This is a genomic window from Kineococcus rhizosphaerae, assembly GCF_003002055.1.
Classification (GTDB): domain Bacteria; phylum Actinomycetota; class Actinomycetes; order Actinomycetales; family Kineococcaceae; genus Kineococcus; species Kineococcus rhizosphaerae.
On sequence record NZ_PVZF01000013.1, the window covers coordinates 141,328 to 162,677 of the forward strand.

Annotated in this window: 24 protein-coding genes; 20 read left to right on the top strand and 4 right to left on the bottom strand. The window is 74.8% G+C overall.

What is annotated here, in order from left to right:
* The first annotated feature begins 163 nt into the window (after positions 1 to 163).
* The 8 genes from CLV37_RS22015 (at position 164) to CLV37_RS22040 (ending at position 5,502) form a co-directional block, all read left to right on the top strand.
* Positions 164 to 1,159, top strand: a complete 996-nt coding sequence (locus CLV37_RS22015) for a UbiA family prenyltransferase (RefSeq protein WP_106214512.1) — start codon at positions 164 to 166, stop codon at positions 1,157 to 1,159.
* A gap of 119 nt (positions 1,160 to 1,278) precedes the next feature.
* Complete coding sequence (locus CLV37_RS22020; protein ID WP_106214514.1) at positions 1,279 to 2,322, top strand: sensor histidine kinase; 1,044 nt, start codon at positions 1,279 to 1,281, stop codon at positions 2,320 to 2,322.
* Positions 2,323 to 2,331: 9 nt separating this feature from the next.
* Positions 2,332 to 2,973, top strand: a complete 642-nt coding sequence (locus tag CLV37_RS22025) for a response regulator transcription factor (protein ID WP_106214516.1) — start codon at positions 2,332 to 2,334, stop codon at positions 2,971 to 2,973.
* Positions 2,974 to 3,173: 200 nt separating this feature from the next.
* Complete coding sequence (locus tag CLV37_RS27825) at positions 3,174 to 3,338, top strand: LxmA leader domain family RiPP (protein ID WP_170127413.1); 165 nt, start codon at positions 3,174 to 3,176, stop codon at positions 3,336 to 3,338.
* 117 nt (positions 3,339 to 3,455) lie between these two features.
* Positions 3,456 to 3,623, top strand: coding sequence for an LxmA leader domain family RiPP (locus CLV37_RS27830; RefSeq protein WP_170127430.1), 168 nt, complete (start codon positions 3,456 to 3,458; stop codon positions 3,621 to 3,623).
* A gap of 128 nt (positions 3,624 to 3,751) precedes the next feature.
* The gene (locus CLV37_RS22030) at positions 3,752 to 3,964 is read left to right on the top strand and encodes a hypothetical protein (protein ID WP_106214518.1); all 213 of its coding nucleotides are present in this window, start codon (positions 3,752 to 3,754) and stop codon (positions 3,962 to 3,964) included.
* A 167-nt stretch (positions 3,965 to 4,131) separates the two neighbouring features.
* Positions 4,132 to 4,650, top strand: coding sequence for an AAA family ATPase (locus CLV37_RS22035; RefSeq protein WP_106214588.1), 519 nt, complete (start codon positions 4,132 to 4,134; stop codon positions 4,648 to 4,650).
* 102 nt (positions 4,651 to 4,752) lie between these two features.
* A complete protein-coding gene (locus tag CLV37_RS22040; protein WP_170127431.1) occupies positions 4,753 to 5,502 on the top strand; it encodes an SDR family oxidoreductase in 750 nt (249 codons plus the stop codon).
* Between the two features lie 9 nt (positions 5,503 to 5,511).
* On the opposite strand, the gene CLV37_RS22045 is transcribed toward CLV37_RS22040, so the two are convergent.
* Entirely contained in the window at positions 5,512 to 6,273 is a 762-nt protein-coding gene (locus tag CLV37_RS22045) for an IclR family transcriptional regulator (protein WP_106214522.1), read from the bottom strand.
* A gap of 116 nt (positions 6,274 to 6,389) precedes the next feature.
* On the opposite strand from CLV37_RS22045, the gene CLV37_RS22050 reads away from it, so the two are divergent.
* The 6 genes from CLV37_RS22050 to CLV37_RS22075 are packed head-to-tail and all read left to right on the top strand — an operon-like array spanning position 6,390 to position 13,143.
* A complete protein-coding gene (locus CLV37_RS22050; RefSeq protein ID WP_106214524.1) occupies positions 6,390 to 7,376 on the top strand; it encodes a zinc-dependent alcohol dehydrogenase in 987 nt (328 codons plus the stop codon).
* A complete protein-coding gene (locus tag CLV37_RS22055; protein WP_170127432.1) occupies positions 7,373 to 8,089 on the top strand; it encodes an SDR family NAD(P)-dependent oxidoreductase in 717 nt (238 codons plus the stop codon). Before CLV37_RS22050 ends, CLV37_RS22055 begins: the two co-directional genes overlap by 4 nt.
* A gap of 29 nt (positions 8,090 to 8,118) precedes the next feature.
* A complete protein-coding gene (hisD, locus tag CLV37_RS22060; protein WP_106214526.1) occupies positions 8,119 to 9,447 on the top strand; it encodes a histidinol dehydrogenase in 1,329 nt (442 codons plus the stop codon).
* Positions 9,447 to 10,856 (top strand): purine-cytosine permease family protein, encoded by a 1,410-nt coding sequence (locus tag CLV37_RS22065; protein WP_106214527.1) that lies wholly within the window; start codon positions 9,447 to 9,449, stop codon positions 10,854 to 10,856. The genes hisD and CLV37_RS22065 overlap by 1 nt, the downstream gene beginning before the upstream one ends.
* Positions 10,853 to 12,064 (top strand): alpha-hydroxy acid oxidase, encoded by a 1,212-nt coding sequence (locus CLV37_RS22070; RefSeq protein WP_106214529.1) that lies wholly within the window; start codon positions 10,853 to 10,855, stop codon positions 12,062 to 12,064. Before CLV37_RS22065 ends, CLV37_RS22070 begins: the two co-directional genes overlap by 4 nt.
* Positions 12,061 to 13,143: a histidinol-phosphate transaminase gene (locus CLV37_RS22075; RefSeq protein WP_106214531.1), complete on the top strand. Its 1,083-nt coding sequence runs from the start codon at positions 12,061 to 12,063 to the stop codon at positions 13,141 to 13,143. Before CLV37_RS22070 ends, CLV37_RS22075 begins: the two co-directional genes overlap by 4 nt.
* Here CLV37_RS22075 and CLV37_RS22080 read toward each other — a convergent pair.
* Entirely contained in the window at positions 13,126 to 13,728 is a 603-nt protein-coding gene (locus CLV37_RS22080) for a hypothetical protein (RefSeq protein WP_106214533.1), read from the bottom strand. The genes CLV37_RS22075 and CLV37_RS22080 overlap by 18 nt on opposite strands.
* An 85-nt stretch (positions 13,729 to 13,813) precedes the next feature.
* Here CLV37_RS22080 and CLV37_RS22085 point away from each other — a divergent pair, with 85 nt between their 5' ends.
* Entirely contained in the window at positions 13,814 to 14,896 is a 1,083-nt protein-coding gene (locus CLV37_RS22085; RefSeq protein WP_106214592.1) for a spore photoproduct lyase family protein, read from the top strand.
* A gap of 25 nt (positions 14,897 to 14,921) precedes the next feature.
* On the opposite strand, the gene CLV37_RS22090 is transcribed toward CLV37_RS22085, so the two are convergent.
* Positions 14,922 to 15,299 (bottom strand): VOC family protein, encoded by a 378-nt coding sequence (locus CLV37_RS22090; RefSeq protein WP_106214535.1) that lies wholly within the window; start codon positions 15,297 to 15,299, stop codon positions 14,922 to 14,924.
* Between the two features lie 105 nt (positions 15,300 to 15,404).
* On the opposite strand from CLV37_RS22090, the gene CLV37_RS22095 reads away from it, so the two are divergent.
* From CLV37_RS22095 to CLV37_RS22115, 5 genes are all read left to right on the top strand, one after another.
* Positions 15,405 to 16,160, top strand: coding sequence for a TetR/AcrR family transcriptional regulator (locus CLV37_RS22095; RefSeq protein ID WP_106214537.1), 756 nt, complete (start codon positions 15,405 to 15,407; stop codon positions 16,158 to 16,160).
* A 136-nt stretch (positions 16,161 to 16,296) separates the two neighbouring features.
* Positions 16,297 to 17,010, top strand: coding sequence for an alpha/beta fold hydrolase (locus CLV37_RS22100; RefSeq protein WP_106214539.1), 714 nt, complete (start codon positions 16,297 to 16,299; stop codon positions 17,008 to 17,010).
* A 122-nt stretch (positions 17,011 to 17,132) separates the two neighbouring features.
* On the top strand, positions 17,133 to 18,779 hold the full coding sequence (locus CLV37_RS22105; protein WP_170127433.1) for a methyl-accepting chemotaxis protein: 1,647 nt from the start codon (positions 17,133 to 17,135) through the stop codon (positions 18,777 to 18,779).
* A 30-nt stretch (positions 18,780 to 18,809) separates the two neighbouring features.
* Positions 18,810 to 19,895, top strand: a complete 1,086-nt coding sequence (locus tag CLV37_RS22110; RefSeq protein ID WP_106214543.1) for a sugar ABC transporter substrate-binding protein — start codon at positions 18,810 to 18,812, stop codon at positions 19,893 to 19,895.
* Between the two features lie 82 nt (positions 19,896 to 19,977).
* Complete coding sequence (locus CLV37_RS22115) at positions 19,978 to 20,439, top strand: OsmC family protein (RefSeq protein WP_106214544.1); 462 nt, start codon at positions 19,978 to 19,980, stop codon at positions 20,437 to 20,439.
* Positions 20,440 to 20,548: 109 nt separating this feature from the next.
* On the opposite strand, the gene CLV37_RS22120 is transcribed toward CLV37_RS22115, so the two are convergent.
* Positions 20,549 to 21,310: an IclR family transcriptional regulator gene (locus CLV37_RS22120; protein WP_106214546.1), complete on the bottom strand. Its 762-nt coding sequence runs from the start codon at positions 21,308 to 21,310 to the stop codon at positions 20,549 to 20,551.
* Positions 21,311 to 21,350: the final 40 nt, after the last annotated feature.

The following is a 21,350-nucleotide window of genomic DNA, read 5'->3' on the forward strand; positions in this document are numbered from 1 at the left end:
CTCGACCCGCGGTGCACGAGGACCACGGAACCGGTGGGGTCCGGCCGGGGACAAGCGAACGCGACCAAGGTGCAGTCCGGCGTGCACCCCAGGGTGTAGCCGGGGTGCAACTGTCGACGCACAGACCTTCCGGCGCCGCGTCCGATCCACTGGACTGCCTGCCATGACCTTCGTCGACCTGGCCCTCGAGCGGCCGGGGACCCGCACCCCCGCCCGCGCCCCGCGGCGCTCCGTCGCCCGCACGCTCTGGTGGTGCTGGCTCGAGTCGCGCCCCCGGGTGCAGTGGACGGTCGCCCTGCGCTTCAGCTGCGCCGTCGTCCTCACCGCCGGCCCCGGTGCCCTCCTGCACGCGCGCGTCCTGCTCGCCGGCCTGGCCTGGTCGGCCGCCTACGTCGCCGTCTACGTGGTGAACGGGGTCTGCGACCTCACCGAGGACCGGTTCAACGGCAAGGACCGGCCGATGGCCCGCGGCGACCTCGGTCCCCGCTCGGCGGTGGCGGTCAGCGCCGGGCTCACCGTCGCCGCGCTCGCGGGCGCCTGGTCCACCGGTCCCGCCGCCCTCGTCGGCGTCCTGGCGCTGCTGGTGGCGGGGGCGGGCTACTCGTGGCGTCCCGCCCAGCGCCGGGCGCGGCTCCTGCGCACGCCCCTGTCCCAGCCCCTGCTGATCCTCGTGGGCGGGGCGGGCACCTACCTCGTCGCGGGCTGGACGGCGGGCGGCGGGATCGCCCCGGCGGTGCTGGTGCTGGGTGCGTGCATGTCGGCGTGGATGGCCTGCGTGGGCGCCTTGGTCAAGGACCTCGACGACGTCGCGGGCGACGCCCTGGCGGGCCGGCGGACGCTGGCCGTCCTGCGGGGCCCGGAGGCCGCGGCCCGCCGGGGCGGGGTCGCGGCGCTGGTGGTCGGGGCCGCCGCGCTCGCCGCGGGCCTCGGGCTCGGGCACCTGCCGCTCACGCTGGCCGGGCTCACCACGGCCGTCGCGGCCGTGCGGGTCGCGACGGCCTGCCGCCGGTTCCTGGCCGGGGCGGCGGGGGCCGCGGGGCAGCACCCGGCCGAGCGCGCCCGGGTCCGCACGGCCCCCTACCGGCGGTTCTCCTCCGGTCAGCTCGCGGTCCACGTCGTGCTCCTGGCGGCCTGCGCGGGGGCGGGGGCGTGGTCCTGACGACCCGCTGAACGACCGGCCGGACGGTCCGGCCGCGGACCCCGGCGCCCGGCCCGGACGTCCCTCTCGGGGATACTGCCCCCGGACGTGACGGACGGGACGGCTGCCGGGGGGTCGGGGTGAGCGCACCAGGAGGACCGGTCGACCTGCTGGAGGCGGCGCGCCCCGGGGTCGCCGACGGGCTGCGCCGGCGCTGGTCCGAGCTGCCCGACTCGATCCAGGCCGACGAGGTCGCCGGCGAGGGGTTCCTCGCGCACGCCGACGCGATCTTCGACCTGGTGCTCAACCAGCTGCGCTACGGCGACGTCCTGGGCAACCCCGTGACGGCGACCGTCGCGCGGGCCCGCGCCCAGCAGCAGGTGCACCCCCGGGACTCCCTGCTGGCCGCCCGGATCCTGCACGAGGTCATCCTGCGGACGGCCCAGGACGCGCTGGGCTCGTGCCCGGAGGCCGTCCCCGTGCTGTGCGAGATGTCCGTCGTGTGCACGGCGGTGTTCTCCAGCGTCCTCATGGTCGCCGCCGACGAGCACCTCACCGCGCTGCTCGACGAGGTGAACGAGACGAACGTCGCCGAGCGCCGCCGCATCGCGCGGGAGCTGCACGACCAGACCGGCCACGGTCTCGCGGTGGCCCAGCGCCAGCTCGAGCTGGCCGAGAAGCTGCTGGTGCGCGACGACGCGCCCCCGCCCGTGCGCGAGGCCGTGGACGCGGCCCGCAGCACGGTCGTGGAGACGATGCGCGGGGTGCGGGGGATCCTGGAGGGTCTGCGCGCGGACGACGAGGCCGTCGACCTGCGCGCCGCGCTGGAGCACTACATCACCGGGACCCCGGGCGCCGCCGGGGTCAGCCTGACGTTCTCCGGCGACGTCGCGCACGTCCCGACGGCCATGCGGCGCGAGATCTTCCTCATGGTGCGCGAGTGCCTGCGCAACGCCCAGCGGCACGCCCACGCCACGACCGTCGCGCTCGTCGTCGAGATCGGCCCGTCCCTGCTGATGGCCCGCACCGTCGACGACGGCGTCGGCTTCGCGGCCTCGCGGGGCGAGGGGGCCGGCATGACCTCGCTGCGCGAACGCGCCGCCCTCCTCGGCGCGCGCGTCGAGTGGCTGCCGAACCCCGGCGGGGGCACCACCGTCCTCATCACCGTCCCCCTGCCCGGCTAGGAGCCCGACGTGTCCCGTCCCGTGCGCCTCGCGATCGTCGACGACCACACGCTGTTCCGCAGCGCCCTGGGCCAGCTGCTGAACGCCGAGGACGACATCGAGGTGGTCGGACTGGCCGGGGACGCGCAGGGGGCCCTGGACCTCGTGAAGGAGACCTCCCCGGACGTCCTGCTCCTCGACGTGGAGTTCCCCGGGCCGGGGGTCGTGCCGACCGTCCAGACGCTGCGCCGCGTCGCGCCGCGGCTGCACATCCTCATGCTCAGCATGTACGACAGCCCGACGACGATCCAGGAACTGCTCGGCCTGGGGGTCCGCGGGTACCTGCTGAAGTCGGCCTCGGACGCCGAGCTCCTGGCCGCCATCCGCCGGGTCGTCGCCGACCCGCGGCAGGTGGTCCTGTCGGTCACCTCGAAGCTGTTCGAGGCGGTTCCCGAGCACTCCTCGGGGAACCTCTCCGACCGCGAGATCGAGGTCTTGTCGCTGGCCTCGCTGGGCCTGAGCAACGCGCAGATCGGCCGGCGGCTGGACCTGCGCGAGTCCACCGTCAAACGGCACATGCACAACGTCTTCGTGAAGCTGTCGGCCGTCTCGCGCATCGACGCGGTGAACAAGGCCAGCCGGGCCGGGCTGCTGCGCAACCCCGGGCACTGAATCCCCCCGTCGTCCGCGGCGGCCAAACTTTCCTCTCGAAACCGTTCCCGCAGTTCAGGATGCGTGCGGCCCAAGTTTCGGCGGCCGTGCTCTGTCCCCGTTCCCCCGGCGCGGGTTCACTGTTCCTCGAGCGGCCCGGTGGAACACCGGAACGCGGAGCAGGACCCCACCGGACAGACACCGCCCAGAGGAGAACGAACGTGGAAGAGAACCTGGTCGCCGGCTACCTCGCCTACACCTCCGCCGAGGAGTTCGGCGCGGACGCCTCGGGCGAGGCGCCCGCCACCCCGAGCTCGCCCGCCTGCGTCGGCATCAGCATCGCCTCCGTGGCGCTGAGCGCCGACACGGTCACCAGCCACTGCTGACCCGTCCCCACCCGCTCCACGGTTCCACCCGCTCCACGGTTCCACCTGCTCCACCCGAAGACCGCCACCCCGGGACGTCCGGGGTGGTCCCACCGAACCACCACTCAGGAGGACGTCATGGACAAGCTCGTCGAGGGTTACCTGGCCTACACCAGCACCGAGGAGTTCGGCGCCGCCGCGGTCGGCGACGCACCCGCCACGCCGATCGTCGTGACCGTCACCCTGGCCACGGCCGGTGCCGTGTCCGGCGCGAGCATCTCGGAGACCGTCCAGCACGGTTGCTGACCCGGTGACCGGGGGGCGGGCGCCGCGCCCGCTCCCCGTCCCGGCTCGAGCCGTCCTCGAGCCCGCCTCCACCGGTCCGCGGCACCGTTCGACGGACCAGCCGGAACCGTCCACCACGAGGAGGAACCGTGACCAGGAACCACGAACGCCCCGGACGACTCGTCCGCGCGCTGCGCGCGCTGCACCGCGGCACCACGCCCCGCCCGCCCGGGCGCGCGAAGGACCCCGCCGCGGCGCAGGACCCCGCCGCGAAGGGCTGCGCCGCCGACGGCCGCCGGGGCGTGTCCGACAACGAGACCATGACCGCGGTGCTGGCCGCGACCACCGTCGCCACCATGTGAGGAGCCCGGGTGGGCGCGGTGCGGCGGAGGCTACGCTGCCCAGGTCGTCAGGGACCTCGTCGCACCGTCCGGTGACGGGGCCGGCCTCGGGCCAGGGCCGCGCCGCCCGCGTCCACTCCCGGCCCCACCACCGGCGACCCGGGGTCGTCGTCGGGAGGGGTGACGGGGTGGGGGTCCGCAACGTCCTCGTCGAGGGCGTGTCGGGGACCGGCAAGACGTCGGTGGCCACCGAGCTGCAGCGCCGGGGCCTGCACGTCGTGCACGGCGACCGGACGCTCGCGCACCAGGGCGACCCGGTCACCGGGGAGCCCACCGCGGGGTTCCGCCACGAGCACCACGTCTGGCCCGTCGCCGAGGTCCGCCGCCTCGCCGCCGACCGCACGCACCCGTGGACGTTCTTCTGCGGCGGTTCCCGCAACCACGCCCGCTTCCTCGACGTGTTCGACGCCGTCGTCGTGCTGACCGTGGACGCCGGCACCCTGCAGCGCCGGCTCGCGTCGCGGGCCGGCACCGACGAGTGGGGCGCGACGCAGGAGCAGCGGGACCTCTCCCGCCGGTTGCACGCCACCCAGGAGGACGTCCCCCGCGCGGGGACCCGCGTCGACGCGACGCGCCCGCTGGGCGAGGTCGTCGACGACGTGCTGCGCGCGGCGGGGATCGATCCCGCGCTGCACCCGGCGCGCTGACCCGTCGCGGCGGCGGCCGGTTGCGGACGCGCCGCACCCGGACGAGGGTGCGGGGTCCAGGCCCCGTCAGGCGGGGCGCCCGCACCACCCCTGGAGCCCCCCGTGACCGTGCTCGACCCCGGGACCGTCGCCGTCGTCACCGGGGCCGCCGGGGGGATCGGGGCCGCCGTCGTCGCGGCGATCGCGGCTGAGGGGGTCTCCGTGGCGTGCCTGGACCGCGACGGCGCCGACTTCGCCCGGGTGCTGGGGACCTGTGCCGACGCCGGGGTGCGGGCCGTGGGGATCGGGGTGGACGTGCGCGACCGCGACGCCGTGCGCGCCGCGGTGGCCCGGGCGGGCGGGCTCGGGCGGGTCCGCTACGGCGTGAACTGCGCGGGGATCGACCACCTGCAGCCGTCCGGGCGGACCTCGCCGGAGGACTGGGACCGGGTCGTCGACGTCAACCTCGGCGGGGTGCTGAACAGCTGCCTGGCCGAGCACGAGGCGATGCGCGAGGGCGGGTCGATCGTCAACGTCGCCTCGGTCAGCGCCTCGGTCTTCAACCGCGGCGCCGAGCCCCACGCCGCGTACAGCGCCTCCAAGGCGGGCGTCGTGAGCCTGTCGCGGGTGCTGGCCGTCGAGTGGGTCGGGGACGGGGTGCGGGTCAACTCGATCAGCCCCGGCTACACCCGCACCGAGATGACCGACCGGAACCCGCCGGAGCGCAACGCCGTCCTGGCCGACCAGGTGCCGATGGGCCGGATGGCGACGGTGCAGGAGATCGCCGCCCCGGTCGTCTTCCTCCTGGGCGAGGGGGCCGCCTACGTCACCGGCCACGACCTGCGCGTCGACGGGGGTCTGACCGCCTGGTGACCCGCGGGGTCACGTCCCCGCGAGGGCCTGGGAGAACTGCTGCGCGACCGCCTGGACCTCGACGGCGAGGTCGGCGACCGGCCGCGGCCGGGTCCCGGACACCATGGCGATCCCGATGGCTGCGACGGGCCGCCCGTCGGAGCCGACGACGGGCGCGGCGACGCACTCGATCCCGGAGGTGGTGGAGCCGACCTCGTCGGCGTACCCGGCCTCGCGGACCGCGGTCAGCACGCCGGTCAGCTCCGCGAGGGAGGCGATCTGGACGTCCGTGCGCCGCGGCCACTCGTACTCGGTGAACAGCGCCCGCAGCTCGCCGTCGCCGAGACCGGCCAGGATCGAGCGCCCGACGGCCGTCAGGTGCGCGGGCAGCCGGGTCCCGACCTCGGTGACCAGCCGGATGCCCGACCCCTGGGGTTCGCGCTTGTCGAGGTAGAGGACGTCGGTGCCCTGCAGGACGGCCAGGTGGCTGGTCTGCCCCGTGCGGGCGGTGAGCGCGGCGAGGTGGCGCTGGCCGGCGTGCTGCAGGTGCCCGGTGCGCAGGTAGGCGGCGCCGATCTCCAGGGCGCTCGTCCCCAGCGACCACACGCGCCGGTCGGGCCAGTGGGCGACGTAGCGACGTTCCTGCATGACGTTCAGCAGGTGGTGGGTCGTGCTCTTGGGCAGGTCGAGCTCGGCGGCGATCTCCAGGGCGGTCAGCGGGGTGACCCGTGACGCCAGCAGGTCGAGCACCGCCATGACGCGTTCGGCCGACTTCACGCGGCTGCTGGACACGGGGCTCCGATCTCGGACGGGTCTTCCGGCGGGGGGCGCTGTCGCCTACTCTCTCCCCATCGCGAGACTCTAGTCTCGTATCTCAGACAGACACAAGAACCCGTGAGAGGGATCCCGTGACGCGAGCCCTGCTCCTGGACGCCGAGCTGAACCTCTCCCTCGGTGACCGCCCGCCCGTCGAACCCGCCGACGGCGACGTCGTGCTCGACGTCGCCTGGGCCGGGATCTGCGGGTCCGACCTGCACGTCATGGCCACCGGCGCCTGGGTCGAGGACTGGCCCGCGACCCTGGGTCACGAGGTCGCCGGCACGGTCGCCGTCTCCCGCGCGCCGAACGTCCCCGTCGGGACCCGCGTCGTCGTCGACTCCCGGATCCCCTGCGGCGCCTGCGACGGCTGCGCGCGCTCGGCCCGGCTGTGCACGGCCATGGCCTGGGTGGGCGAACGGTTCCCCGGCGGGTACGCCGACCGCCTGACGATCGCCGCGACGTCCGTGCACGTCGTCCCCGACGGCCTCGACCTCGCCGTGGCGGTCCTGGCCGAACCCCTCGCGGTCGTCACGAGCGCGCTCGACCGCGTCCACGGGGACCCGCGCACCGTCCTGCTGCTGGGCCACGGGCCCATCGGCGCCCTCGCTCGCACGGAGATCGCGCGCCGCTGGCCCGCCGTCCCCGTCACGGTCGTCGAACCCGCCCCCACCCGCGCAGCGCTCGCCGTGCGGGACGGGGCGCGCACCCACGCGGACCTGACCGGGGTGGACGAGGTGTTCGACCTCGTCGTCGACGCGGCCGGGTACCCCGGCAGCCTCACCGACGCCCTGTCCCGCACGGCCTCGGGCGGCACCGTCCTCCTCGTCGCTCTGTCGGGCGAGCCCGCCGAGGTGGTTCCCGCGGACATCGTCGAACGGTCGGTGACCATCGTCGGCAGCGTGGGGTTCGACACGGCCCACCTGCCCCGGGCGCTGGCCGCTCTGGCGGCCGACCCGGACCGGTACGCCGCGGTCGTGACCCACCGGATCCCCCTGGCCGACGTGCCGGAGTTCCTCGCCCGGCAGCGGCACCGGTCGGCGGGCAAGGTCCTGCTGCGCTGCGGCGGCGCGTCGTGAGGTACCTCGTCACGGGCGGCACCAGTGGCATCGGCCGCGCCTGCGCCGCGCACCTCACGACCTCCGGTCACCAGGTCTGGATCACCGGCACGACGGCCGACGGGGTGTCCGCCGCGGTGGAGGCGGGGGCGGCCGCCGGCGGCAGCGTCTGCGACGTCCGGGACGAGACCGCCGTCGCGGCGGCCGTGGCCGACGCGCTGGCCGGGCTCGGCGGCCTCGACGGCGTCTTCGCCAACGCCGGCATCGACGGGGAGGGCAAACCTGCCGCGGAGCTGGACTGCGCGAACTTCCTGCGCGTCCTCGACGTCAACACCGTCGGCGCGTACCGCGTCGCCCGCGCCGCGTACCCGCACCTGACCCGGCCCGGCACGATCCTCGTCAACGCCTCCGTCAACGCCCAGCGACCCGAGGCGGGTTTCACCGACTACAACGTCAGCAAGGCCGCGGCCGTCGCCCTGGCCCGCTCGCTGGCCCTGGAGTGGAGCGGCGAGGGGATCAGCGTCGTCGCCCTGTGCCCGGGGTACTTCCCCTCCCGCATGACGAGCACCTGGCTGGAGGACCCCGCCACCGCGGCGGAGCTGAAGGCCCTCATCCCCGCCGGCCGGTTCGGCGAGCTGCGCGAGATCGGCGAGACCGTCGAGTTCCTGCTCGGCCCCGGCGCGCGCTTCATGACCGGCGGTGTCGTCACGCTCGACGGCGGCCGCACCCTCTGATCCCCCACCCCCTCGAGGAGCAGAACAGCATGAGCCCCACCCTGCGCGACCGCGGTCGCTGGAGCACCCTCACCCCCGAGGAGCGCGCCGACCTGCTGACCCGCGGCACCGCGGCCATCTTCGACCCGGCCCTGCGCGAGAGCGTCCTGGAGATCGTCGAGGACGTCCGCGAGAACGGCGACGCCGCGCTGCTGCGCGCCCTGGAGACGTTCGACGGCTGCACGATCGAGGCCGACGGGATCCGCGTCACCGAGGCCGAGTTCGCGGCCGCGCGCGAGCAGGTGAGCGACGACCTGCTCGCCGCGATCCGGGACTCCATCGCCCACGTCCGCCGGTTCAACGAGCAGCTCGTCGCCAAGGGCGACTGGAGCTTCGAGACCGCCCCCGGCCTGACGGTGGGGGAGAAGGTCAGCCCCATCGCCAGCGCCGGGTTGTTCGTGCCCAGCGGCAAGGGGTCCTACCCCTCGGTGCTCATCCAGCTCGCCGTCCCGGCCGTCGTCGCCGGGGTGCCCGAGATCGCCGTCATCGTCCCGCCCGTGCCGGGCTCGGGCGGGACGGTCGACCCCGCCGTCCTCGTCGTGGCCGACGAACTCGGCCTGCGCGACGTGTTCCGCGCCAACGGCCCCGCCGGGATCGCCGCGCTCGCGTTCGGCACCGAGACCGTCTCGCGGGTCCGCAAGCTCTGCGGCCCGGGCTCGCCGCCCGTCGCGTGCGCGCAGGTCGAGGTCCAGCGGTTCGGGACGGTCGCCGTCATGCTCCTCGGCCCGTCCGAGTCGCTCGTCCTGGCCGACGACTCCGCCGACCCGCGCCTGCTCGCCGCCGACCTGCTCAACGAGGCCGAGCACGGCCCGGACTCCACCTCCGTCCTGGTCACCGACAGCGCCGCCCTCGTGGCGGCCACCGAGCTCGAACTCGCGAAGCAGCTCGACGCGCTGCCCGAACCCCGCCGCACCTACGCGGCCAAGGCCCTCGGCGAGAACGGCGGCGTCGTGCACGTCGCCGACCTCACCGAGGGGGCCGAGGTCGCCAACGCGTTCGCCCCCGAGCACATGCAGATCGTCGCCCGCGACGAGCAGCGGGTCCTCGACCTCGTCGTCGACGCCGGGGAGATCCTGCTCGGCCAGCAGACGACGGTCTCGATGGGCAACTTCGTCATCGGCATCCCCGCCTCGCTGCCCACGTCGGGGTACGCCAAGGTCTCCTCGGGCATCACCGCCGACGCGTTCCGCAAGTGGACCGCCGTCGCCAAGGCCGACCACGCCGCCCTCGTGGCCAGCGCCCCGACGGTGTTCGCCCTGGCCGAGCACGAGGGTTTCCCGGCCCACGCCGCCTCCGTCCGCGCCCGGCTGGAGGACTGATGGCCTCCCCGTCCGTCGCGAGCGTCGAACGCCGCACCATCGACTTCGTCCCGGTCGCCGAACGGCACGGGAACGTCCGCAGCCTGTTCACGCTGTGGTTCGGCGCGAACATGACCATCACCTGCATCGCGGCCGGCGCGATCTGCGCGACCCTCGGCCTGCCGCTGCCCTGGACGCTGCTGGCCGTCGTCCTGGGCCACCTCGTCGGTGCGGTGTTCATGGCGTTGCACTCCGCGCAGGGCCCCCTGCTGGGCATCCCGCAGATGATCCAGTCCCGCGCGCAGTTCGGGTACTTCGGCGCCGTGCTGCCGCTGGTCCTCGTGCTGCTCATGTACCTGGGGTACTTCGCGAGCAGCGCGGTCCTGACGGGGCAGGCCATCACGGGCTGGCTGGGGCTCGACGTCAACCTGTCGATCGTCCTGGGCAGCGTCGTCACGGCCGTCCTGGCGATCTACGGGTACCGGCTGCTGCACGCCACCGAGAAGTGGCTCTCGCTGGTCTCCGGGCTGGGTTTCCTCTTCCTGTCGGTCCAGCTCGTCCGGCACGTCGGCCTCGGGCGGTGGACCGCGCAGGGTTTCTCCTGGGGCCCGTTCCTGCTGGCCGCTGCGATCGCCGCGACCTGGCAGCTCACCTACGCCCCCTACGTCGCGGACTACTCCCGCTACCTGCCCGTCGACACCCCCGTCGCGCAGTCGTTCTGGTTCACCTACGGCGGCACCGTGATCGCCTCGACGTGGATGTTCGCCTTCGGCGCGGTCGCGGCGAACGCGGCCGCCGACGCCTTCGCCGAGGGGTCGGTCTCGTTCGTCGTGAACCAGGCCGGCGGCGCGACGTGGATCTTCTTCCTCGTCATCGTCGCCGGGAACATCGCGGTCAACGCGCTGAACCTCTACGGCATGTTCATGTCCGCCACGACGACGTTCACGGTGCTCGGCTCCGAGAAGGTCGGGCCCGCGCTGCGCACCGCGGGGATCCTCGTGCTGGCCGCCCTCGGTACCGTCATCGCCATCGTCGGCCGCACGAACTTCGTGGACAACTTCACGAACTTCATCCTGCTGCTGGCGTACTTCCTCATCCCGTGGACGTCGATCAACCTCGTCGACTTCTACCTGGTGCGCAAGGAGCGGTACGTCATCGCCGAGATCTTCGACCCGAAGGGCCGCTACGGCGGTGTCGACTGGCGCGCCATGGTCGCCTACCTCGTCGGCATCGTGCTGGAACTGCCGTTCGTGAACTCCACGTTCTACGTCGGGCCGTTCGTCGAGCCCCTGGGCGGGGCGGACGTCTCCTGGATCCTGGGCATCTTCATCGCCGGGGGTCTCTACCTCGTCCTCATGAAGAGGTTCCCCGTCCGCCTCGGCCACGTCGCGGTCCACGGCGACGCCCCCGTCGGGCAGGAGGTCCGGTGAGGTACGAGGAGGTCCGCGAACTCGTCCAGATCCGGCTGCCGGAGTTCGGCCGGGACCGGGTGCTGCACCGGGCCCGCACGGTCGAGGACTTCCGCCGCGCCGCGCGCAGGGCCCTGCCCCGCTCGGTGTTCGACTACGTCGACGGCGGCGCCGACGAGGAGCAGAGCCTGCGCGGGAACGTCGCGGCGTTCCGCCGCCGGCGGTTCGTCCCGAACTCCCTCGTCGACGTGTCCGAACCCGACCTGTCGACCACCGTCCTGGGCCGCGCGATCGCGGCCCCGCTGGGGCTGGCCCCCACGGGCTACACGCGGATGATCTCCCCGCTGGGCGAACCCGCCGTCGCGCGGGCCGCGGCGGCGCACGGCCTGCCGTACACGCTCTCGACGATGGCGACGACGTCGCTGGAGGACCTCGCGGGGTTCGTCCCGCACGCCGAGCGGTGGTTCCAGCTCTACGTCTGGAAGGACCGCACCCTCACCGACCAGCTCGTCGAGCGCGCCGAGGCCGCGGGGTACGGGGTGCTCGAGATCGCGATCGACACGGCCGTGTCCGGGTACCGCGTGCGGGACGTGAAGAACGGTTTCACCATCCCGCCGGCGCTGACACTGTCGAGCCTGCTCGACATCGGCACGAAACCCGGCTACTGGACGGGCATGCTGCGCAACCCCGCGCTGACGTTCGCCAACGTCAGTTCCGGCGGGTCGGCCGGGTACACGATCGAGAACATCACCCAGCAGTTCGACCCGGCCGTCACGTGGGACGACGTGGCCCGCCTCCGGGCGCGGTTCGGCGGGAAGATCGTCCTCAAGGGCCCGGTCAGCGCCCGCGACGCGGTGCGCGCGAAGGACCTGGGCCTCGACGGCGTCCACCTTTCCAACCACGGCGGCCGCCAGCTCGACCGCGCGGTGGCCCCGGTGGACCTCGTCGCCGGCGTGCGCGCCGCGGTGGGCGAGGAGTTCACGGTCCTCGTCGACTCCGGCGTCCGGCACGGCGCCGACATCGCGACCGCGATCGCCCTCGGCGCCGACGCCTGCCTCGTGGGCCGGCCCTACCTGTGGGCGCTGGCCGCGGCGGGCGAGGACGGCGTCGCCCGGGTCCTGCAGCTCCTGCTCGACCAGTTCCGCCGCACCCTGCAACTCCTGGGGGTCACCACGGTGGAGCAGTTGCGCCGCGAAGGACCCGACCTGCTCGTGGAGGACCCCCGATGACCCGCCCCACCGTGCGACCCACCGTGCGCCCGACGATCGCGGCCCTGCCCGCCTACTCCCGCGCCGCCGGGGCCGGCGCCGTCCGGTGGCGCGCGTCGTCGAACGAGTCGACCGTCCCGCCCTCGCCCCGCGTCGTCGAGGCCGTCGCCCGCGTCGGGGCGACGTCGAACCGCTACCCGAGCCTGGCCGGGGACGACCTCGTCACCGCGATCTCGGCCCGCCTCGGCGTCGGACCGGAGAACGTCGTCGTCGGCGGCGGTTCGCTGGCCGTCCTGCAGCTCGCGCTGACCGCGTACACCGGGCCGGGCACCGAGGTCGTGCACGCGTGGCGCAGCTACGAGGCGTACCCGATCCTCGTCGGCATCGCCGACGCGGAGGCCGTCCCGGTGCCGCTGGACGCGCAGTCCCGGCACGACGTCGACGCCATGCTGGCCGCGATCACCGAGCGCACCGCGGCCGTCCTGGTCTGCGACCCGAACAACCCCACGGGGACCTCGCTGGACCCCGCCGAGCTCCGCCGGCTCCTCGCCGGGGTCCCGCGCGACGTGCTCGTGCTGCTCGACCAGGCCTACCAGGAGTTCGACGAGAACACCGTCGACGTCCCCGCCCTCATCGCCGCGCACCCGAACGTCGTCGTGCTCCGCACGTTCTCCAAGGCGTACGGCCTGGCGGGGCTGCGGGCCGGGTACGCGGTCGGGGACGCGGAGGTCCTGGCCCCCGTGCGCAACAGCGCCCCGCCGTTCGGGCTCAGCGGGGTCGCCGAGGCCGCGGCCCTGGCCGCCTGGGCCGACGTGGACCACACGGCCGAGATCGTCGCGACCGTGACGCGCAGCCGCGGGGCGTTCCGCGCGCACCTCGCCGAGCGGGGCCTGGAGACCCCCGACGCGCGCGGCAACTTCGTGTGGCTGCCCGTGAGCGAGCGCGCCCTGGAACTCGAGGCGCGGTGCGTCGCGCACGGTGTCTCGGTGCGCGCGTTCGCCGGTGAGGGCGTCCGCGTCACCGTCGGCGACCCCGCCGCCGAGGCCGCCGTCCTGACGGCGGTGGAGGAGTTCCTGGTCCGATCAGCCCGACCGGCCTGATCGGCGGCGGCCGCGGCGGGAACCGGCGTAGGCCGGTTCCCGCAGCCGCCGCCAGCGCTCCGGCACCGCCAGACCGGGCACCGCGTGCCGCACCGGTTCGAAGGTGACCGGCTCGTCGACGGCCGCGCGCCCGTGCACGTGCAGTTCGGCGAACGGCCGCCACGGCCCCCGCGGGGTGGCTACGGCCAGCAGGAACCGGCCGTCCACCCAGCGGGCGCCGACGAGCAGCCGCCCCCGCGGGCCCGCGAACGCCGCGATGCTGGAGTGCAGCCCCGACCGGGCGTCGCGGCGGGGGAACGGCAGCCGGCGGCCCAGCGTCGTCGACAGCAGCAGGTCCCACGGGTCCCCGTCCGGTGACTCCACCCGCAGCGCCAGGCCCAGCACGTCCGGCAGCGGGGCGGGCAGCCCGGCTCCCCGGGAGAACCGGACGAGGGCCCGGTCCTCGCCCGGGTCGTCGACCCAGCCGACCCCCGTCCCCGGTCGCAGGCCGTGCCGGACGACGGTGGCCGCGAGGACGGCACCGTGCGGGTGCAGGGCCTTGGCCCCGCGGACGCGGGCGAGGGAACGGAAGACGGCGGAGAGCACGACGGGGTTGTTCCCCGCCGGCGCGGTCGTACACGTCACACCTCGTGGTGGAAGGTGCGGGCCGCGGGGGTCGTTGACCCTGGTGATGGTCACCGACGCCCCTGGCAAGCCCGTCCTCTGGACCCCGCGGCACGTCCTCGTGACCGCCTCCGCGCAGGCCGAACCGCACGGCCGCGCCATCCTCGACCGCCTCGCCGCCGCCGGGGTCGACGACGTCCGCCTGCTGTCCGGCGACCGCCTGCCGCCCCTGCGCGGGGAGGACGAGCGCGCGACCTACGCCCGCGCGAAGCGGACGCTCGCCGTCGTCACGAGCGCGGCGTCCAAGCGCCGGCCCACGCCCATCCCGCCGAGCGCCGACTTCTCCTTCCCGCTGGCCGAGGGCTGCCCGGGCCACTGCCAGTACTGCTACCTGGCCGGGTCGCTGTCCGGCCCGCCGATCACCCGCGTCTACGCGGACCTGCCGCGCGTCCTGGCCGGTCTCGACGAGGTCGTCGGCACGGGCGCGGTCACGTCGGGCACGGCGGCGCGCGGTCACGAGGGCACCACCTTCGAGGCGTCCTGCTACACCGACCCGCTGGCCCTGGAGCACGTCACGGGGTCGCTGGCCGCCACGATCACGCACTTCGGCACGCACGAGTGGGCCGGGCCCGTGCAGCTGCGGTTCACGACGAAGTACGACGACGTCGAGCCCCTGCTGGACCTGCCGCACCACGGCCGGACCCGCGTGCGCGCCTCGGTGAACGTCACCGACGTCGAGCGCTTCGAGGGCGGCACCGCGCGGGTCGCCGCCCGCCTGCGCGCCCTGGGGCGGCTGGCCCGCGCCGGGTACCCCGTGGGCCTGACGATCGCGCCGATCATGCCGGTGGTCGACTGGCGCGGGCAGTACGCCGGGCTGCTGGAGGCGGCTGCCGCCGAACTGCCCGCCGAGGCCGACCTGACGGTGGAGTGCATCACGCACCGCTTCACGCCGAAGAGCAAGGAGGTCCAGCTCGGCTGGTACCCGCGCACGAAGCTCGACCTCGACGAGTCCACCCGCACCCGCAAGCACGGGAGGTTCGGCGCGGTGAAGCACGTGTACGACAAGGACACGATGCGCGAGCTGCGCGGGTGGTTCGAGACGGCCGTGGCCGACCGCCTGCCCGCCGCCCGGTACCTGTACTGGACCTGACGGCGGGGCCGGCGGCGGCCGGTCCTCAGCCGTTCCAGTCGACGAGCTGGACGACGACGCCGTTGGGGTCGCGGACCTGGAAGGCCCGCTCGCCCCACTCCTCCACGGTCAGCGGCATCGTCACGCGCACCCCCTCGGCCTGCAGGCGGGCCAGTTCGCCCTCCAGGTCGTCGACGACGAACGCGACGATGAGCCCGCGGGCGGTCTCGTCGCGCTGGTCGGCGGGCAGGGTGGGCAGCCCCGTGCGCAGGTAGACCACGTTCATCCCGGCGTCGGGCCGGCTGAGGCTGACGAACCCGTCGGCCTGCATCGCGACCGTGAACCCGAAGTGGTCGACGAGGAAGGCGCCGGACGCCTCCTCGTCCTCGACGGTCAGCGACAGCGCGCTCGCGGTGATCCTCACGGCGGACCCCTCTCTGTACGATGTACGGAGTCAAACGGCGGACCCGTCGCCCGTGTTCCCGCTCACGGGTGATCGGTGGGGGTGATCGACGGGGATGATCGGCGGGTGAGTCCCGACCGCACCAACGACGGCGACCCCGCGCGCACGCTCGCCCTGCTCTGGCGCGACCCGGCCGCCGTGCCCGCCCCCGGCCCCCGCCGCCGGCACGACCTCGACGCCGTCGTCGCCGCGGCCGTCGACCTCGCCGACGCCGAGGGGCTCGCGGCCGTGTCCGTGCGCCGCGTCGCCGCCCGCCTCGGCGTGGCCCCCATGTCGCTCTACACCTACGTCGCCGACCGCGCCGAACTGCTCGACCTCATGGTCGACGCCGCCTACCGCGCGATGACGCGCACCGACACGGCGGGACGGCCGTGGCGCGCCCGGCTCGCCGCCGTCGCCGCCGAGAACCACGACCTGCTCACCCGCCACCCGTGGGTGGCGGAGGTGTCCACGCTGCGCCCCTCCCTGGGCCCGGGGCAGACCGCGAAGTACGAGCACGAGCTCGCCGCCCTCGACGACGCCCCCGTCGACGACGTCACCCGCGACGCCTGCCTGACGCACCTGCTCCTGTTCGTCCGCGCCTGCGCCCGCGACGCCGCCGAGGCCCGGGCCCGCACCGCCGTCGCCGGCACCGACGAGCAGTGGTGGGCCGCAGCCGGGCCGGTCCTGGCCCGGTACCTCGACCCCGACCGCTTCCCGCGGGCCGTCCGCGTCGGCACCGCCGCCGGAGCCGCGACCGGCAGCGCCCACGACCCCGACCGCGCCTACGCCTTCGGCCTCGACCGGCTGCTCGACGGCCTCGCACCGCTGCTCGACGCGTGAGGCAGGACGGGTGCGCACGATCGACGCGCACCCGCGTCCCCCGCCCGCCGGACCAGACCCTGTCAGGGCCACGCCGGGACGCCCGGGGCTGCCTAGCGTCGGGAGCGTCCGCCCCCGCCCACCCCGAGGAGTCCCCGTGCCCACTCCCACCGTCGTCCTCGTCCACGGCGCGTTCGCCGACGCCGCCAGCTGGGCGCCCGTGACCGCCGAGCTGCTCGCCCGCGGGTTCACCGTCCGGGTGCCCCCCGTCTACAACCGCAGCCTGGTCGCCGACGCCGCCTCGGTGCGCGCCGTCGCCGAGGCCGTCGAGGGTCCCGTGCTGCTCGCGGGCCACTCCTACGGCGGGGCCGTCATCACGGTCGCCGGCGCCGCCGAGAACGTCGTCGGCCTCGTGTACGTCGCGGGGTACGCGCTGGCCGAGGGCGAGAGCCTGGGCCAGCTCCAGGGCGGTTTCCCCGACTCCGACCTGGCCGCGCACCTCGTCTACACGCCCTACCCCGTCGAGGGCGGCGAACCGGGCACCGACGTGTCCGTGGAGGTCGACGCGTTCCCCGCCGTGTTCGCCGCGGGCGTCCCGGAGCAGACCGCCGCGGTGCTCGCCGTCTCCCAGCGCCCGCTGTCGGCGGTCGCCTTCGGCGAGGGCGCGCCCGTCGCGGCGTGGCGGACGAAGCCGTCCTGGGGGATCGTCTCGGCCGCCGACCACACCATCAACCCCGACGTCGAGCGGTTCGGCTACGAGCGCGCGCAGTGCAAGGAGGTCGTCGAGCTGGACGCCCCGCACCTGGTCATGCAGACGCACCCGCGCGAGGTCGCGGACGTCATCGCGACGGCTGCGGCCGCGACGGCGTGAGCGCACGGCGCCCCGCGTGAGGGCGTGCTCCTCGTCCCGGGTTCAACTCCCGGCCACCGATGCCGATGGACCTCCACAGGGCACCGCTGGGTGTCCCCGGGAGTCACGAGGAGCACGCACCCATGTCGACGGCAGCCGCAGCCCCCGCCGCGCAGGCCGGCCGCCCGCGCCGGACGCGCTTCGCCGACCGCTCGGTCGCGACGAAGCTCGGGGCGATCGTCCTGACGTCCACCGTCATGGCCGGCGCCCTGCTCGCCGTCGGGCTGCAGGGCATCTCGGACGTGACCTCCCGCGCGGAGGACATCTACGCCCGCAACCTGGTGCCGGCCGCCGCGCTCGGGCAGGTGCGGGCCGCGACCATGCAGTCCCAGCGCGACCTGGCCAACCTCGCCCTCGCCCAGGACGACACCGCCCGCCGCGACCTGCAGAAGCGCCTGACCGCCGACGACCAGGTGATCGACGACGGGCTCGGCGACTACCGGCCCACCGCGACCAGCGCCGCCCAGCGCGAGCAGCTCGCCGCCTTCGACACCTGGTGGAGCGCCTACCGCGGCACCCGCGACAACTTCCTCGTGCCGCTCGCGACGTCGGGCGACCCCGCCGACCGCGCGTCCTTCCAGACCCTCTACCTGGGCAACGTCGCGATCCTGGCGAAGAACGCCGAGACCGCCCTCGACCGGCTCGACCAGCTCGACCAGAAGGCCGGGTCGGCCTCCGCCGCCGCGGCCCACCGCAGCGACTCCCGCGCCCGGCAGCTGCTGGCCGGCGTGACGGCCCTGGGCGTCCTGCTGTCGGTGCTGCTGGCGGTCTGGATCACCCGTCTCGTCGTGCGCCCGCTGCGCCGGGTCGTCGGCGTCCTGGACCGCGTCGCCGACGGCGACCTCACCGCCCGCGTCGACATCGACCAGCGCGACGAGGTCGGGACGATGGCCGTGGCCCTGGGCGCGGCCACCGACAGCATGCGCCGCACCGTCTCCGGCCTCGACGACGACGCCTCCGCGCTCGCGCAGGCCATCGCGCAGCTGCAGGCCGGCAGCCGGACCATCGCCACCGGCGCGCAGGACGTCTCCGACCGCGCCGCCACGGTCGCCCGCGCGGCCGGGGAGGTCAGCGCGAACGTCGGCGGGGCCGCCGCCGGGGCCGAGGAGATGGGGTCCTCGATCCGTGAGATCGCCTCCAACGCCGCCCGGGCCGCGGAGGTCGCGGGCAACGCCGTCCGCGTCGCCCACGACACCGGCGACACGATGGCCCAGCTGGGCCGCTCCTCCGCCGAGATCGGCGACGTCGTCAAGACGATCACCTCGATCGCGGAGCAGACGAACCTGCTGGCCCTCAACGCGACCATCGAGGCCGCCCGCGCCGGCGACGCCGGCAAGGGGTTCGCCGTCGTCGCCGGGGAGGTCAAGGAGCTGAGCTCGCAGACCGCGCGCGCCACCGAGGACATCGCCCGCCGCGTCGACGCCATCCAGCGCGACGTGGAGGACGCGGTCTCGGCCATCGCCAGCATCGGCTCGGTCGTCGCCGAGATCAGCGACTACCAGGGCACCATCGCCGCCGCGGTCGAGGAGCAGGCCGCCACCACGCAGGAGATGAGCCGCAGCGTCGCCGACGTCGCGACGGGCGCCGGGCAGATCGCCGCCACGATCGACACGGTGGCCGCCGCCGCCCGCACCACGGAGTCGGGCGCCGCCGACTCCGACCGCGCCGTCAGCGACCTGGTGGACATGACCGCGCGCATGCGCTCCACCGTCGCGAACTTCCGCTACTGATCCCCCGCCGCTGACCGAGGACGAGACCCGATGAACCGCACCGCCCGCACCGTGGCCGCTGCCGCGACCCTGGCCCTCACCCTCGGCCTGTCCGCCTGCGGCCTGGGGAGCACGACCGCCGCCTCCTCCTCCGCACCGGCCGCGGACGCCCCGCACGTGGCGTTCCTGGTCCCCTCCACGTCGCTGCGCTCGCAGGCGTACGACGTCCCGAACTTCACCGTCGCCCTGCACGCGCGGTGCCCCGAGTGCGTCGTCGACGTGCAGACCGCCGCCGACCAGGCCACCCAGAACACCCAGGGCGAGAAGGCCGTCCAGGACGGGGCCGCCGCCGTGGTCGTCGTCGCGATCGACGGGTCGCAGGCCGGCGCCCTGGTGAGCGCGGCGAAGGCCGCCGACGTCCCGGTCGTGGCCTACGACCGGCTGATCAAGGACGTCCCGCTGAGCTACTACGTGTCCTTCGACGGCGACGCGGTCGGCAAGCTGGGCGGCACCGCGATCCTCGACGCGATCGGCTCGGACACCTCCGGCGGCGCGATCGTCATGCTCGAGGGCGACCCGGCCGACAACAACGCGGGCCTGTTCGCCAAGGGCGCCCACTCCGTCCTGGACGGCAAGGTGGAGATCGCCGACGAGCGGTACGTGGCCGGCTGGAGCTCCGCGCAGGCCGAGGTCGAGATGACGCAGGCCCTCGCCTCGCTGCACGGCCGTCGCCTGCTGGGCGTCTACACCGCCTACGACGGCCTGGCCGCCGGTGCGCTGCAGGCCCTGGCCAAGGCCGGGTACTCCGGGGTGCCGATCACGGGTCAGGACGCCGAGACCGCTGCGCTGCAGCGCATCCTGAGCGGTGCGCAGACCATGACCGTCTACAAGGACCTGCCCGGGCAGGCCCGCGCGACCGCGACGCTCGTCGCCGACGTGCTCGAGGGCAAGACCCCCGCCACGACCGGCACCACCGACAACGGGAACGGGGCGGTGCCGACCGTCCTGCTCAAGCCGCAGGCCGTGGGCAAGGCGGAGGTCGCCACGAAGGTCCTGAAGGACGGGTACACGACGGTCGACGCGCTGTGCGCGGGGGCGGCGAGCACGGCCTGCGCGCAGGCCGGCATCACGAGCTGAGCGCAGCGGTCGTTCGGGCCGCGCTGGCACCTCGCCGACCGTACGGTGAAGCTTCAACCACCGTACGAGCAGAGGAGCCCGCGTGAGCCCCCAGACCGTCCCGTTCGTGATCGACGCCGAGGGCACGGGAGTCGCCCAGCGGCTCACCGTCGCCGGCGAGCACCAGCACACCTTCGACGCCGACACCTACCCGTCGTTCGGGGGCGCGGACGCCGCGCCGAGCCCGCTGAGCTACGCCCTCGGCGCGCTCACCTCGTGCAACCAGGTGACGGGCAGCATCGTGGCCAAGGGCCTCGGCGTCACCCTCGGCACCTGGACGATCCACGTCCAGGGCGACCTGAACCCCGCCGTCATCGGCGCCGGGGCGCACGGCAACGCGAACTTCGACCGCGTCGCCGTGCGGGTCAGGGTCCAGACCGACGCCGACGAGGCGACCTTCGAGACCCTGCGCACCGAGACCGAACGCCGCTGCCCCGTGACCCAGCTGTTCAAGCGCAGCGGCCTGGAGTTCAGCAGCGACTGGGAACGCCTGCCCCTGTCCTGACCCCGCCGCGATCGAGGAATCCCGCACCGCGATCAAGGAATTCAGCACCGCGATCAAGGAATCCCGCACCGCTCGAGGACGGTCCTGGCGGACGCCGCCAGGACCCGCCTCACCCCCCGAACAACCTCCGCCGCAGCTCCTGCGCGTGCCGCCGCACCGCCTCGGCGAGCTCCACCCGCTGCTGCGGCGACACCGCCGCCGCCTCGAACGTCACCGCCAGGCTCGTCACGGGCCACCCGCTGCGGTCGGTGACCGCGACGGCCACCGACGCGAACCCCGGTGTGATCTCGCCGTCCTCCACGGCCCAGCCGCGCGAGCGCGTCTGCACCAGCACCGAGCGCAGCTGCGCCGACGACATCTGCACGCCCCGCGCGGTGAGCGCGGCCGCCGACGGGAACAGCGCCCGCACCTGCTCGCGCGGCAGCGCCGCCAGCAGCGCCCGCCCGCTCGCGGTCAGCTGCGACGGCAGCCGCACCCCCACGTCCGTCACCAGGGCCGGCCGCCGTGGGGCGCGCTCCTCCACGAGGTAGACGACCTCGGCGCCCACGAGCACCGCCAGGTGCGCGCTCTGGCCGACGCGGTCCACGAGCGTGGCCAGCACCGGCCGTCCCAGCCGCGTCACCGGTTCCTGGCGCACGTACCCCGAGCTCAGCTCGAACGCGGCGATCCCCAGCCCGTACCGGTGCGCCTCGGGGAAGTGCAGGACGAAGCCCTGCTCGGCCAGCTCGGTCAGCAACCGGTAGACGCTGGAGCGCGGCAGGCCCAGCGCCCGGGCCAGCGTCGCCGCCGCCACCGGGCCCTGCTGGGCCGCCATGAACGACAGGATCCGCAACGCCGCCCCGACGGTCGGGGCTCCCGCGGACGTGACCACGCCGTGAAGTGTCCAGCACTCTGGACACCGGCGCCGCGCC